Genomic DNA, 14,617 nt, shown 5'->3' with positions numbered 1-14,617 from the left:
GGACGCCTGCCGCGGGCGGGTATTTCGGGCAAGATGATGTCAGGCCAGCCCGACCATCGCGCGGATGTCCTGCGGCGAGGCCCCGTCCGCGCGGTAGATCGCGATGGCCCGGGCGTCGTCGCGCTTTGCCAGTCGCTTGCCAGCCTCGTCGCGGATCAGGCGGTGGTGGCGGTAGGTGGGCGTGACAAGGCCGAGCAGGCGTTGTAGCAGGATGTGGATCGGCGTAGCGTCCGACAAGTCCTCTCCGCGCAAGACATGGGTGACGCCCTGGGCCGCATCGTCCACGACCACCGACAGGTGATAGGACGTGCCCATGTCGCGCCGGGCCAGCACCACGTCGCCGATCGTGGTCGGCACGTCATCGGGTAATCCATGCGCGTCATTGCCTTGCAGGGCCAAGCTCGTGTCGAGCCGCAAGGCGCTGTCCGTCGGGCGCGGACCTGACCGGGGTTTGCCACTACAGGTGCCGGGATAGATCACGCCATCGGGGCCCATCGGCGCGCCTTCCTGCGGGGCGCTGGCGGCGGTCAGGATGTCGCGGCGGTTGCAGGTGCAGGGATAGAGCAGCCCCCGCTGCCACAGCGCGTCGAGCGCCGCGTCATAGGCCGGCCCGCGGTCCGATTGTCGCATGACGGGCGTGGGCCACGTGAGGCCCAGCCAGTGCAGGTCGTCCAGGATCTGCGCCTCCCACTGGGGACGAGCGCGGGTCTGGTCGATGTCCTCGATCCTGAGCAGGAACGTGCCGCCCGCAGCCATCGCCATGTCATGCGCCAGCATCGCCGAATAGGCGTGGCCCAGATGCAGCGGCCCGGTCGGCGACGGGGCGAAGCGTGTGATCAAGCGGGCACGGTTTCCGTCTGAGCCAGCCATGCGGTCCAGTCGGCCTTGGCGCGGTCAGTGTAGGCCTTGTAGCGGTCCTTGCGCCCGCGACGGCCACCTTTGATCCCGGACGCCTCGAGCGGCGGGAACAGACCGAAGTTCACGTTCATCGGCTGGAACGTCTTGGCATCCGCGCCGCCGGTGATGTGGTGCACCAGTGCGCCCATCGCCGTGGTGTTGGGCACCGGTGGCAGGTCGATGCCATGCGCCTGCGCCACGGCCAAGCGGGCGGCCAGCAGGCCCATCGCAGCGCTTTCGACATAGCCTTCGACGCCGGTGATCTGCCCCGCAAAGCGGATGTTCGGCCTCGATTTCAGCCGCATCTGATGGTCGAGCAGTACGGGCGAGTTGATGAACGTGTTGCGGTGAATGCCGCCAAGGCGCGCGAACTCTGCCGTCTCCAACCCCGAAATCATCGCAAAAACAGTCTTCTGCGCGCCGTACTTCATCTTGGTCTGGAAGCCCACGATGTTGTAGAGCGTGCCGAGCGCGTTGTCGCGGCGCAACTGCACGACTGCATAGGCCTTTGTCTCGGGGTCATGGGCATTGGTGAGGCCCACGGGTTTCATCGGGCCGAAGCGCAGAGTTTCGCGGCCCCGTTCGGCCATCACTTCGATTGGCAGGCAGCCGTCGAAGTAGGCGGCGGTTTCGCCGTCCTTGAACTCGGTCTTCTCGGCGGCCAGCAGCGCGTCGATGAACGCCTCGTACTGGTCCTTGGTCATCGGGCAGTTGAGGTATGCGGTGCGCTCGTCCTCCGTCTCGCCCTTGTCGTAGCGGGATTGCCGCCAGGCCACGTCCATGTTCACCGTGTCGGCATAGACGATGGGCGCGATGGCGTCGAAGAAGGCGAGGCTGTCGGCACCGGTCTCCGTGCGGATCGCTTCGGCCAGTGCGCCGCTGGTCAGGGGGCCGGTGGCAATGATCCACTGGCCGTCGCGGGGCAGGTCGGTGATTTCGTCATAGACGACGTCGATGTTCGGGTGCGCCTTCAGCGCTGCGGTGACGCTGGCGGCAAAGGGGTCGCGGTCGACGGCCAGTGCGCCGCCTGCGGGCAGGCGATGTTTCTGCGCGGTCTGCATGATGAGGCCGTCCGCCGCACGCATTTCCCAATGCAGCAGGCCCACGGCGTTCTGTTCGTGGTCGTCGGACCGGAAGGAGTTGGAGCAGACCATCTCGCCCAGATCGCCGGTGCGATGGGCGAAGGTGCCGACCTTTGGCCGCATTTCGTGGATGGTCACGCGCAGACCCGCATTGGCCGCCTGCCAGGCGGCCTCTGACCCGGCCATGCCGCCGCCGATGATGTTCAGATGATGTGTCATGCCCGCGATGTAGGCCACCGCGGGCCGATTTGCAAAGGGTCAGAAGCCCGGCAGAACCTCGAGGATGCTGCGGTTCGTGAACAGCGTGCCCTGATCCGCACCGAAGGCGACCTTGGCGCCCACCGTGAAGAAGCCGTAGGATTCCGACACGCCGTCGAAGTCGCCGGTGACGCTGCCGATCTGGGCATAGAACTGCGGTCCGACGGCCATCTGATATTCGCCGCCTACGGAAATCTGGCTCAGGTTGTCACCGCCCGCATCGAAATAGTCGATGTTGCCGATGGCGGAAAAGCCCGAGCGCAGGGCATAGGCGCCATCCACGCCAAAGATCGTGCCCGTGTCGGTGCCATCGTCCGCCCGGCCCAGATAGCCACCAAGCGACGCGCCGTAGAGTGTTCCGCGCCCTTCGACGCCGACGAGGGTGGCATTTTCGCCTTCGATGCTGTCGGAGGCGACGAAGGCGCCGACCCCGATGTCGGACGACATGAGGTAGGTGGCGTGCAGCGTCACGTTGCTGGCATCGGTGCCGAGGTTGTCGAACTTGTAGCCCGCGACGTTGGCCGACACGTTCGCCACGTTCATGACGCCGTAACCGAGTCCACCCGAATAGGTCGTGCCGCCAAAGTCGGACCCGTTCAGCGGGGCGTTGTATTCGATGCCCAGCTCACCGCCGGAGACCTGTGCCAGTGCGGGGGATGCTGCTGCCAACATAATGGCGGCAGCGCATGCTGCTGATGTGTTCATTTACGCGCCTCGTTCGTTTGTTATGTGCTGAGGGTTAGCCCCTCTTGCCCATGACGTTACAGAACGCAGCCCTGTCCGACAACAGATGCAGGCGATTGCGGCAGGATTATGCCGCAGGCCCCGCCGTCTCTGTGTCTTCTGCATCACCCTGATCGGCAATCCAGGCGACGCTGACGACCTCTTCACCCTTGGCGGTGTCGAACACTTTGACCCCGCCAGCCCCGCGAGAGCGGAAACTGATGCCGTCGACCGGCACCCGGATCGACTGGCCGGTTGATGTGACGAGCATGATCTGGTCGGACAGATCGACCGGGAAGGACGACACCAGATCGCCGCCGCGCATCGCCTTGTCCATCGCCGTGACCCCCATGCCGCCACGCCCGCGCACGGGATAATCGTGACTGGAGCTGAGCTTGCCTGACCCTCTTGATGTGATCGTGAGGATCAGGTTTTCGGCTGCTGACATTTCGGCATAGCGGGCGGGGCTGATCGTGCCCGGCGTCACGTCGTCCTCGTCATCGGACACCTCGGCGTCGTCCGCAAGGCCCGCCATGGCGCGGCGCATCTTGAGGTAGGCGGCACGCTCCTCTGCGGCGGCGTCGAAGTGGCGGATGATCGACATGGACACCACGCGGTCGTCGCCGTTCAGACGAATGCCGCGCACGCCGGTGGAGGCGCGGGAGTTGAAGATACGCACGTCGGTCGCCGGAAAGCGGATGGCGCGGCCGGCGTTGGTGACCAGCATCACGTCGTCGTCGTTCGATGCGATACGCGCATTGATCAGGGTGTTGCCCACATCCTCGCCTTCGAATTTCATCGCGATCTTGCCGTTGCGGTTCACGGTGGTGAAATCCGACAGCTTGTTGCGGCGCACGGTCCCGCGCGACGTGGCAAAGACGACCTGCAGGTCGTCCCAGTCCGCCTCGGCCCGGTCGACGGGCATGATCGCGGCGATGCTGATGCCGGTCTGGATCGGCAGGATGTTGACGACCGCCTTGCCCTTGGCCGTGCGGCTGCCCAGCGGCAACTGCCAGCACTTCAGCTTGTAGGCCATGCCGTCGGTCGTGAAGAACAGCAGTTGCGTATGCGTGTTGGCGACGAAGAGGGTGGTGACGACGTCCTCTTCCTTGGTCGCCATCGACGACAGGCCCTTGCCGCCGCGGCGCTGCGCGCGGAAGTCGGCCAGCGCCGTGCGCTTGATGTAGCCGCCGGAGGTCACGGTCACGACCATGTCCTCGCGCTCGATCAGATCCTCGTCGTCCATGTCGGCGGCCCAGTCGACGATGGCGGACCGGCGCGGCACGGCGAACTGGTCGCGGACGTCGCGCAGCTCGTCGCGGATGATCTGCATGATCCGGTCGCGGGAGCCGAGGATTTCGAGGTAGTCGCGGATCTTGGCGGCCAGTTCCTTGAGTTCGTCGGTGACTTCCTTGACGCCGAGTTGCGTCAGGCGCTGCAGACGCAGTTCGAGGATGGCGCGGGCCTGTGCCTCGCTCAGGTTGTAGGTGCCGTCGTCGTTGGCGGTATGGGTCGGATCGTCGATCAGCGCGATGTATTCGAGGATATCCTGCGCGGGCCAGCGGCGGGTCATCAGCGCCTCTCGCGCCTCGGCGGCATCTGCGGACTTGCGGATGGTCGCGACGATTTCGTCGATGTTGGTGACGGCGACGGCCAGACCGCACAGGATGTGGCTGCGCTCTCGCGCCTTGCGCAATTCGAACGCGGTGCGGCGGGCGACCACGTCTTCGCGGAAATCGACGAAGGCGGTCAGGAAGCGGCGCAGGGTCAGCGTTTCGGGGCGTCCGCCGTTCAGCGCCAGCATGTTGCAGGCGAAGTTCGTCTGCATCGGCGTGAAACGGTAGAGCTGGTTCAGCACCACCTCTGCGGTGGCGTCGCGTTTCAGTTCGACGACGACGCGCACGCCGTTGCGGTCCGATTCGTCCTGTACGTGGGCGATGCCCTCGATCCGCTTGTCGCGGGCGGCCTCTGCGATTCGGTCGATCATCGCGGACTTGTTCACCTGATAGGGCACGTCGTCGATGACGATGGCATAGCGATCCTTGCGGATTTCTTCGGTGTGGGTCGTCGCGCGCATGATGACGGACCCACGCCCCTCCAGATACGCCTTGCGCGCACCTGACCGGCCCATGATCTGCCCGCCGGTGGGAAAGTCGGGGGCGGGGATGAAATCGATCAGGTCCTCGGAGGTCATGTCGGGGTTGTCGATCAGCGCCAGCGTGGCGTCGATCACCTCGCCTAGATTGTGGGGCGGGATGTTGGTCGCCATGCCGACGGCGATGCCACCCGCGCCGTTGACCAGCATGTTGGGATATTTCGCAGGCAGAACCGTGGGTTCGCGGTCCTTGCCGTCGTAGTTGTACTGGAAGTCGACGGTGTCCTTGTCGATGTCGTCGAGCAGGTAGTTCGCCACCTTGCGCATCCGCACTTCGGTATAGCGGTAGGCGGCGGCCTTGTCCCCGTCCATGGAGCCGAAATTGCCCTGACCGTCGAGCAGCACGAGGCTCATCGAGAAGTCCTGCGCCATCCGCACGAGCGCGTCGTAGATCGCGCTGTCGCCGTGCGGGTGGTATTTGCCCATCGTCTCGGCCACCGGGCGCGAGGATTTGCGGTAGGGCTTGTCGAAGGTGTTGTTGGTGTCGTGCATCGCATAGAGGATGCGGCGGTGCACAGGTTTCAGCCCGTCACGCAGGTCGGGGATCGCCCGGCTGACGATGACCGACATGGCATAATCGAGATAGGCCGTCTTGAGCTCGTGTTCGATGGTGACGGACGGGCCGTCATACGTCCACTTTGGCGTGGCGTTTTCATCATCGTTTTCAGGCGTTTCCGGGGTATCGTTCACGTGACTGCCTTGCTGCAAGCGGACCTGTATCTGGTTCACGGGACCATATCAGATACACGATCTGGTGCGCAACGCCTGATGCCCGAAGGCTTTGACAGCCGTGGCGCATGATTGCCAACAACCTGTTTTCGTTGACTTTTAATCAATCCGTGGAATCGTGGGCGTCAGGGGGGGGCCATGCGGCAAGGGAATGTATGATGTCGACGGAAACGGAACTGATGCTGAAGGGCTACGGGCTGACCACGGCCGAGATGACCTATCACATGCCGGACTATCCGCATGTGTTGAACACCTACGTCTGGCAGGACTACGATCTGGCGCCCGATCACGCCCGATTGTTGAAATTCATCGGCTTCTGGCGCGAGACGCTGGAGGGGCCGCTGCATTCGGTGCGGTTCACCCACCGCAAGCTGATCGCGCCGGGGGAGTGGCGCAACGTGGTGGGTGAGTTCCATTACCACTGAGGGCGGCAGGCCACCGGGGCGCTGCCCCGGACCCCGGGATATTTGGGACCAGAAGAACGGGGGACCCGGTGTCGGCGGCTGTCTGCAGCCTTATGCGTGGCTGCGGGTGGGGCGGTCGAACACGCGGCGGCCCAGCAGGGAAGCGGTGAGGTCGACCATCAGCGACGCGGTCTTGCCCCGGTCGTCGAGGAACGGGTTGAGTTCCACCAGATCGAGCGAGGTGACGCGACCGCTGTCGCAGAGCATCTCCATCACCAGATGCGCCTCTCTCACGGTGGCGCCGCCGGGGACGGTGGTGCCGACGGCGGGGGCCACGGCCGGGTCGAGGAAGTCCACGTCGAGGCTGACGTGCAACAGGCCGTCCGCCGCCTGCACCCGGTCGAGGAAGGCTGCGAGCGGTGCGCGGATGCCGGTTTCGTCGATCATGCGCATGTCCACCACGTCGATGTTCATCGCAAGCAGCGTGGTGTGTTCGGCGGCGTCGACGGACCGCAGGCCGATCATGCAGATGTTCGCGGGATCGACGCGGGCGGGCAGGGGGGGGAACGCGTCGAACCCGTCGCGTCCGGTGACGTAGCCCACGGGTGTGCCATGCAGGTTGCCACTGTCCGAGGTATCGGGGGTGTGGATGTCGCTGTGCGCGTCGAGCCACAGCACGAAGAAGGGACGGCCCGCATCCTGCGCATGCGCCGCCATGCCTGCGACGCTGCCCAGCGCCAGCGCATGATCGCCGCCGAGGAAGATCGGCAGGCCACGTGGGGCCGCCGTGCGGGCGGCATCCATCAGGGTCTGCGTCCAGCCCACGTTCTGCGCCAGTGCATGAATGGCAGCGTTGCGGTGCGGTGCGGGAGAGGCTTCGGCGGGTGCCAGGTTGCCCAGATCCTCGACCGTGTGGCCCAGCGCGGTGATCGCCTCCAGCAAGCCGGCGGTGCGGTAGGCGTCGGGCCCCATGAGGCAGCCGCGGCGGCGCTTGCCGCTGTCGACGGGCGCACCGATCAGGATGCAGTGGGTGGCGGTCATCGGGCTGCTCCTGCGAGGGGGGGCGATGCGGCGGGGGCGCGGGCTGCGGCGATCCAGATCAGGACGAGGATGGCCGAGAACAGGGCATTCCAGCTTGCCATGGAGAGGGTCAGAAACTCCCAGCTGACCTGATCGCACAGGATCAGACGCGGGCCGTCCATGGACAGCAGATCGCCGGACAGCGCGCCGCCGCCGCCGCCCGTGCAAGACGCAGGACCGGGCCACCAGGCCCGTTCAACACCGGTATGATAGACGCCGATCCCGCTGGTGACGGCGGCGGCCACGCCCCCCAGCAGCGGCATTGCACGGCCCGGCAACGCAAGAGCCGCTATGCCGATGACGATGGCAGCCCAGTGCGGCCAGCGCTGCCATAGGCACATCGCACACGGCAGATAGCCGAGGGCCTGGAACACATAGGCGCCCGCCAGCAGCAGGGCCGATCCGCCGGCCGCTGCGACGATCAGGGGTTTGCGGGTCACAGGCGTGCTCCGGCGGGACGCGGGTGGGACGTGCTGCGGCAGACGGGCATCGGACACCTCTTGCGATCTGCTGGCGTTAAGCCACGGATCGGACGGCGGGGTCAAGTCCGGGGCCGCGCCGATGCGCGCGCCGCCCCACCGTGCGGCGGCCTGTTGTCGCGCAGCAGGGCGACACTATAACGTGATCGTGGCGCGCGGCGCGCCGGGGAGACATGCGATGAAATGGCAAGGGCGCCGGGTCAGCCGGAACATCGAGCGCCGCAGCGGCGGCGGCGGCGGGCGCGCCGTGGGCGGGATCGGCGGCATCGCGGGTATCGTGGTGCTGCTGATCGGCTGGTATTTCGGTGTCGATGTCTCGGCCCTCGTGGGGTCCGGCGGGACCAGCACGGGCAGCGAACAGGTTGACCGCGGCCCGATCGACGCCGCCGACCCGGAGCTGGAGCAGTTCGTCGGCGTCGTCCTTGCGGACACCGAGGAGGTCTGGGCGAAGATCTTTGCCGCACAGGTGGACGAGCCCTATGCGCCGCCGCGACTGGTGTTGTTCGACGGCATCACGCAGTCGGCCTGCGGCACGGCGGATGCGGCGACGGGACCGTTCTATTGCCCCGCCAATGCGGAGATCTTTCTGGATACCGCCTTCTTCCGCACGCTGCGCGACCAGCTTGGCGCCGGTGGCGATTTCGCCGCCGCATATGTGATCGCCCACGAGGTCGCGCATCACGTCCAGAACGAGCTTGGCATCCTCGGGCAGGTCAACCGGATGCGCGGTCAGGTGGACGCGGCGCAGTCGAATGCCCTGTCGGTGCGGACCGAGTTGCAGGCCGATTGCTATGCCGGTGTCTGGGCGCAAGGGGCGCAGGCGATGTTCGGCACGCTGGAGCCGGGCGACATCGACGAGGCGATGAATGCCGCCGCACGGATCGGCGACGACGCCCTGCAGCGGGGCGCGGGGCAGGCGGTGCGCCCCGACAGCTTTACCCACGGCAGCAGCGCGCAGCGCCAGCGGTGGTTCGCGACAGGCTATGAGAGCGGAGATCTGACGGCGTGCGACACCTTTTCCGTCGATCGTCTTTGAGGACCGCCCTCTGCGTCCCCGCCCTTGCGTCGGAGTATCTGACGCTGGGTGGTGGCCCCCGCCCTGAAACCATGCGCCCGCTGCGTGCAACGGATTGACGCCGCGCGGCGGTGCGGATACGTGACAGGCGCACCTGCCGGTGTGGCGGAATGGTAGACGCAGGGGATTCAAAATCCCCCGATCGCAAGGTCTTGTCGGTTCGAGTCCGACCACCGGTACCACGCAGACGACGTCGTCTGCACGTCGGGCATGGTTCACGTTCCTTTCAGTTTTCCACCTTGATTCTGCGGGCCGAGCAGGCTGGAAAAGCACGTTCAGCGACAATCTACGCTGCAGGCCGCTCTTGTCACCGTCCACCGAACAGTCATGCCCGGCACCAGCGCTGAAATCGGGCGGAACTGTGACGCGGTGCAAAAAAAGAACAGAAAGTTAACGTCACGGACATTGGTGCCACTTGAGCATCAGCCGACGCCCACTTTGCGGGTTTCACAGTGTGAAACCACAAGTTTTCAACCCTTTGGCACAACGGCCACCGCATCTTTGTTTCCGTAAAGGAAACAGTAGCTTGCCTGTTGAGGAAGTTGCGGCACCATCGGCCCCAAAAAAGGCGCATTTGGTGGTTCGGTTTCGGCCCCGTGCCCGATTTTAATCCTTTTTCGAAATCCTCCGACAGTATATCACTTCAATAGCCCAACTGGGGGGCAAAACCGGCCGATTGGGGCGGTCGGGTCGATGTTCAGGCGCATCGGCGAATGTTTTGGTGTCTGCGGCAACGGGGTCATCCCATGCTGAGGATTATGGTGCAGTGGTTTCGGCCGCTGTTCGGTACGTTGCGCAGTTCCTGAGGGACTGCGCACAATGGCATGTTCTGGCGCCGCGCGCGGCCCTGTGTGAGGAATTGAGAGATGACGCTTTCCCTGTTTGGCTTTGGCACCTACAAATGGTGTGACACCGACGGCAAGTGGTGGAACGGCACACCCACAGACCTGTCCAAGTGCGTTTCCGTCTACAAGCTGGACCTGTTCGGCCGCTGGATCGACTGCACCCCTGCAGGCGCTGCGAAACTCGACGGTTATGTGGACGGCACCGCCGGCAACGACGTCATCGACCTCAACTATCGCGGCGACCCGCAAGGTGACCGGATCGACAACGGCGATGCGCGGCTGACCGGTGCTGCGGCAAACGACGATTTCGTCCGCGCCGGTGCCGGCGACGATCACGTCCAGACCTTTCACGGCAACGACATCGTCTATGGCGGTGCCGGCAACGACACCATCGACGACGAGACGGGCGCGGGCCAAGGGTCCGGCAACGACACCTTCTATGGTGACGACGGCAATGACAAAATCTGGGGCGGCGTCGGTGACGACAAGCTCTTTGGCGGCAACGACAACGACTACGTGAACGGCGAGGAAGGCAATGACCTCGTCGATGGCGGTGCCGGCAACGACACGCTGGAAGGCGGCGCCGGCAACGACACGATCTTCGGTGGCGCAGGCCACGACACCGCGTTCGGCGGCGACGGCAACGACATCGTCAACGGCGGTGCGGACGACGACAAGCTGTTCGGCGGCGCCGGCAACGACACGCTTAACGGCGATGCCGGCAACGACCATATCGAAGGCAACGCCGGTCACGACGTGCTGGACGGTGGTGCGGGACACGATCGCCTGATCGGTGGCGGCGGTGACGACAAGGCGTCCGGCGGCGACGGCAACGACGTGATCTATGGCGACAACGGCCCGAACGCCGTGGCGCCGGGGCCCAAGACCGTGCGCGAAAGCTTCGAATGGTCCAAGGCCCCCGACCCCGGCAAGGACGGCAGCGCCATCGACGACGGCGACAACCTGAACGGCGGGTTCGTCCAGAACACCGGCAACGTGAACGTGGCATTCTCGGTCACCCGCGCGAACGAGCATCCCGCGACGACCTTCGAGACAGAGCAGCAGAAGGTCCACTCGATCTCGGCGGACGGCGCAGCAGTCAATCCGCACAGCTCGCTCGATTCGGTCCTCGACAAGGACGGCGAGACGGCGACCTACAACCTCGACTTCTCGCGCGACGTGAACAACGTCAGCTTCCGCATCAACGACATCGACAATTCGTCCAAGGTCGAGATCCGGGCCTACGACGCGCAGGGCAAGCTGATCCCGATCCATGTCGCGACGGGCAACGGCATTCACGCGTCCAACAATGACGGCGTCGGCGGCAACGAACTGCTGCTGTCGCGCGGTGGCGACAGCTCCGAGACGAATGACTTCTATTCGGCGCTGGTGAACATCCAGGGCCCGGTCGACCGGATCGAAATCATTCACACCAAAGTGCAGGCCCTGCAGACGAACTCCGACGCGGGCATCAACGTGACCGACGTCTATTTCGACACGACGGTCGTGCCGGGTGCGGACACGCAGGACGGCAACGATTCACTGTTCGGCGGGGCGGGCGATGACATCATCGCGGGTCAGGGCGGCAACGACATCATCTCCGGCGGTGCCGGCAAGGATGTCGTGACCGGCGGCACCGGCAACGACACCATCTCTGAAGCGGACGACGGCGCGGTATCCACGGGTGCCGCCTCCGGCACGCGTCCTGCGGCGGATTACGCCAACGTGCTTGCCGGCGGCGCCGGCAACGACACCATCATCGGCGGCAGCGGCGACGACATTATCACCGGCGATGACGACAGCCGCGCCTCGGTCAAGACGGGCGAGGCCTTCAATGCCGGTGCCGACGGCAGCGACACGATCTTTGGCGGTGCCGGCAACGACGAGATCCACACCGGTTCCTGGGCCGACAACGAGCAGGGTCTGGCCAACCTCCAGACCGGTGCTGCGGGCGACGTGGCATTTGGCGGCGACGGCAACGACATCGTGCTGGGCGCTGGCGGCAACGACAAGCTTTATGGCGATGCGGGCAACGACACCATGGACGGCGGTGCCGGTGACGACCACATGGAAGGTGGTGCCGGCAACGACATCATGACCGGCGGTTTGGGCAACGACACCATGCTGGGCGGCGCTGGCGCCGACACCCTGAATGGCGGTGTCGGTCACGACCGGCTGTTCGGTGGCGACGACCGCGACGTCATCACCGGCAGTGCCGGTGACGTCGTGGATGGCGGCGCGGGTGGCGACGACTTCGACACGCTGATCCTGCCGGCTGGCACGATCTACCTCAACACCGGTCCCGGCGGCATCGGCACGCCCGTGCTGGACGCCGATGGCAACAGCTTTACCGGGCGGATCGTGTTCGTGGACACGGCAGGCAAGCCGACGGGCGAATTCATCGACTATACCGAGATCGAAAAGGTCGATGGCGGTACGCCGTTCAACACGGCCCCCGACGCCAGGGACGACGGCATCACCGTCGCCCCGCGCGAAATGGGCGGTGACATCGACGGCAACGTGCTGACCAACGACACGGATGCCAACGGTGATCGTCTGTCTGTCGTGGGCGTCGGTGCCGCCGCTGGCGGTGTCGGCACCTTCGTGGCCGCCAGCAACGGTGGTCTGGTCAAGATCAATGCCGACGGCAGCGTGGATTTCGATGCCAACGGCGATTTCGACGATCTGGTCCTGAATGAGACCGCGACGACCAGCATCACCTACACCGTCAGCGACGGCAAGGGCGGCTTCGATACCGCGACCGTATCGTTCGAGGTGGTCGGCACCCGTGACGGCACGATCCTGGGCACCGATGGCAGCGATGTGATCAACCCCGGCTTCATCGATGCCAACGGTGACATCGTCGACGGCAACGACGCGATCCTGCCCGGCGACGTGGGTGACGACGACCTGATCCTTGGTCTGGGCGGCGACGACAAGATCAATGCCGGCAACGGCAACGACGAAGTCTTCGGCGGCATCGGCAACGACAGCATCGACGGCGGAGCCGGCAACGACACGCTGTTCGGCGATGCCGGCAACGACACGCTGATCGGTGGGGCTGGCAACGACACGCTCTTTGGTGGAACCGGGAATGACACGCTCTTTGGCGGAACCGGTAACGACGACCTGCAGGGCGGGGCCGGCGACGACTTCATCTATGCCGGCGGCGCGCATGACACCATCCAGGGTGGCGACGGCAACGACTATGTCGAAGGCGACAACGGCAACGACACCATCGCAGGCAACGGCGGCAACGACACGCTGTACGGCGAGGATGGTGACGACCTGATCACCGGCGGCGAGGGTAACGACACGATCTTCGGCGGCAAGGGCAACGACTCCATCACGGCCGGGATCGGCAACGACACGGTTCACGGCGACGATGGCGACGATGTCATCAACACGGGCAACCATGCAACGCCTGCGACCGACTACGACTATCCGGGCCCCATCGTTCCGGGCCTGCCCATCGGCGACAATGACCCGTTCCCGAACGACGACCGCGACGTGGTCTTTGGCGGGGCAGGCAACGACACGATCACGACCGGCGACGACGATGACACCATCTTTGGCGGCATCGGGAACGACACGATCGATGCAGGCATCGACGACGACTATGTCGAAGGCGGCGACGGCGACGACACGATCATCGGCAGCCAGGGCGAAGACACCTTGTATGGCAACGGCGGCAACGACCTGATCTATGGCGGTCTGGTCGCCGAGATCGAGCTGGACGACTCCTTTGATCCGGCCGTGGACGACAACCGCGACACGATCTTTGGCGGTGACGGCAACGACACGATCTTTGGCCGCGACGATGCGGACACGATCTTTGGCGATGCGGGCAACGACACCCTGTTCGGCGGTGTGGACAACGACACGCTGTTTGGCGGCGAAGGTCACGATGTCATCAACGGCGATGCGGGCGACGATGTCATCAGCAGCGGCGCGGGGGCTGACAAGGTGTTCGGCGGATTGGGAACCGACCGGTTCACCGATGCCTCCGCCGGCGACGTGATCGTGGGTGGCGAGGATCCTGACGACAAGGACATCGACACGTTCAACTTCGATCAGGCCACGCTACACAAGATCGACCGCATCGTCCGCAATGGCGGCGCGGGCGACAGCGAGGAACTGCGCGAGTCCGGCACCATCTTCTTCAAGGATGGCACGACGGCCACCTTCAAGGAGATCGAGGCGCCCTGCTTTACCCCCGGCACGACCATCGCCACACCCCGTGGCGAGCGTCTGGTCGAGGATCTGCGCCCGGGCGACAAGGTGATCACCCGCGACAACGGCATCCAGGAAATCGCCTGGGTCGGTGCCAAGGAGATGACTGGCAAGGAGCTGGCCGCGAAGCCGCACATGAAGCCGATCCTCATCAAGGCCGGTGCGCTTGGCAACGGTCTGCCCGAGCGGGACATGCTGCTGTCGCCCAACCACCGGGTGCTGGTCGCAAGCGAAAAGACCCAGCTCTACTTCGAGGAGCGTGAAGTTCTTGCGGCGGCCAAGCACATGACGGGCGCGAAGGGTATCCACACGCTGGACGTGATGCGGACGACCTACATCCACTTCATGTTCGAGCGTCACGAAGTGGTGTTGTCGAACGGCGCGTGGACCGAAAGCTTCCACCCCGGCGACTACTCGCTGAACGGTCTTGGCAACAGCCAGCGGAACGAGATTTTTGAGCTGTTCCCGGAACTGGCCACGACCGAGGGGCTGAACGGCTACCAGTCGGCCCGCAAGGCGCTGAAGAAGCACGAAGCAAAGCTTCTGATGAAGTAAACGGTTGCAGCTTTCCCGATCAGGGGGCTGTGACGGAAGACACCGGGGCGGGCCGCAGGAGAAATCCTGCGGCCCGTGTCCGTTTTGGGGCCGATGACGTGG

General features: G+C 65.1%; 9 protein-coding genes and 1 tRNA gene. 4 read left to right on the top strand and 6 right to left on the bottom strand.

Features of this window, described 5'->3' with window-relative positions:
- Nucleotides 1-39: 39 nt before the first annotated feature.
- From gluQRS to gyrA, 4 genes are all read right to left on the bottom strand, one after another.
- Nucleotides 40-840, bottom strand: coding sequence for a tRNA glutamyl-Q(34) synthetase GluQRS (gluQRS, locus tag BMX16_RS00145; protein WP_245731186.1), 801 nt, complete (start codon nt 838-840; stop codon nt 40-42).
- On the bottom strand, nt 837-2,198 hold the full coding sequence (trmFO, locus tag BMX16_RS00140; RefSeq protein ID WP_089898271.1) for a methylenetetrahydrofolate--tRNA-(uracil(54)-C(5))-methyltransferase (FADH(2)-oxidizing) TrmFO: 1,362 nt from the start codon (nt 2,196-2,198) through the stop codon (nt 837-839). The genes gluQRS and trmFO overlap by 4 nt, the downstream gene beginning before the upstream one ends.
- A 39-nt stretch (nt 2,199-2,237) precedes the next feature.
- The gene (locus BMX16_RS00135) at nt 2,238-2,909 is read right to left on the bottom strand and encodes a hypothetical protein (RefSeq protein WP_089897455.1); all 672 of its coding nucleotides are present in this window, start codon (nt 2,907-2,909) and stop codon (nt 2,238-2,240) included.
- A 139-nt stretch (nt 2,910-3,048) separates the two neighbouring features.
- Nucleotides 3,049-5,805: a DNA gyrase subunit A gene (gyrA, locus tag BMX16_RS00130; protein ID WP_089897453.1), complete on the bottom strand. Its 2,757-nt coding sequence runs from the start codon at nt 5,803-5,805 to the stop codon at nt 3,049-3,051.
- Between the two features lie 194 nt (nt 5,806-5,999).
- Here gyrA and BMX16_RS00125 point away from each other — a divergent pair, with 194 nt between their 5' ends.
- Nucleotides 6,000-6,269, top strand: coding sequence for an usg protein (locus BMX16_RS00125; protein ID WP_089897451.1), 270 nt, complete (start codon nt 6,000-6,002; stop codon nt 6,267-6,269).
- 90 nt (nt 6,270-6,359) lie between these two features.
- Here the strand turns inward: BMX16_RS00125 and rocF are convergent, their stop codons facing one another.
- Both rocF and BMX16_RS00115 read right to left on the bottom strand, forming a co-directional pair.
- Nucleotides 6,360-7,289, bottom strand: coding sequence for an arginase (gene rocF, locus BMX16_RS00120; RefSeq protein ID WP_089897449.1), 930 nt, complete (start codon nt 7,287-7,289; stop codon nt 6,360-6,362).
- Complete coding sequence (locus BMX16_RS00115) at nt 7,286-7,768, bottom strand: disulfide bond formation protein B (protein WP_089897447.1); 483 nt, start codon at nt 7,766-7,768, stop codon at nt 7,286-7,288. The genes rocF and BMX16_RS00115 overlap by 4 nt, the downstream gene beginning before the upstream one ends.
- Before the next feature lie 217 nt (nt 7,769-7,985).
- Between BMX16_RS00115 and ypfJ the strand changes: the two genes are divergently transcribed.
- From ypfJ to BMX16_RS00100, 3 genes are all read left to right on the top strand, one after another.
- Nucleotides 7,986-8,843, top strand: coding sequence for a KPN_02809 family neutral zinc metallopeptidase (ypfJ, locus tag BMX16_RS00110; RefSeq protein ID WP_089898269.1), 858 nt, complete (start codon nt 7,986-7,988; stop codon nt 8,841-8,843).
- Between the two features lie 135 nt (nt 8,844-8,978).
- Nucleotides 8,979-9,064, top strand: a tRNA-Leu gene (locus BMX16_RS00105).
- 684 nt (nt 9,065-9,748) lie between these two features.
- A complete protein-coding gene (locus BMX16_RS00100; protein ID WP_089897445.1) occupies nt 9,749-14,515 on the top strand; it encodes a Hint domain-containing protein in 4,767 nt (1,588 codons plus the stop codon).
- The last annotated feature ends 102 nt before the right edge of the window (nt 14,516-14,617 follow it).

It is taken from the genome of Loktanella fryxellensis, from assembly GCF_900110065.1.
In the GTDB taxonomy this organism is placed as follows: domain Bacteria; phylum Pseudomonadota; class Alphaproteobacteria; order Rhodobacterales; family Rhodobacteraceae; genus Loktanella; species Loktanella fryxellensis.
This window is presented reverse-complemented; position numbering and strand designations above follow the sequence as displayed.

What these genes read in the sequence shown, in the direction of transcription:
- rocF (WP_089897449.1), bottom strand. Translation starts at nt 7,289, where the DNA reads ATGACCGCCACCCACTGCATCCTGATCGGTGCGCCCGTCGACAGCGGC.
- BMX16_RS00135 (WP_089897455.1), bottom strand. Translation starts at nt 2,909, where the DNA reads ATGTTGGCAGCAGCATCCCCCGCACTGGCACAGGTCTCCGGCGGTGAG.
- ypfJ (WP_089898269.1), top strand. Translation starts at nt 7,986, where the DNA reads ATGAAATGGCAAGGGCGCCGGGTCAGCCGGAACATCGAGCGCCGCAGC.
- trmFO (WP_089898271.1), bottom strand. Translation starts at nt 2,198, where the DNA reads ATGACACATCATCTGAACATCATCGGCGGCGGCATGGCCGGGTCAGAG.
- BMX16_RS00100 (WP_089897445.1), top strand. Translation starts at nt 9,749, where the DNA reads ATGACGCTTTCCCTGTTTGGCTTTGGCACCTACAAATGGTGTGACACC.
- BMX16_RS00125 (WP_089897451.1), top strand. Translation starts at nt 6,000, where the DNA reads ATGATGTCGACGGAAACGGAACTGATGCTGAAGGGCTACGGGCTGACC.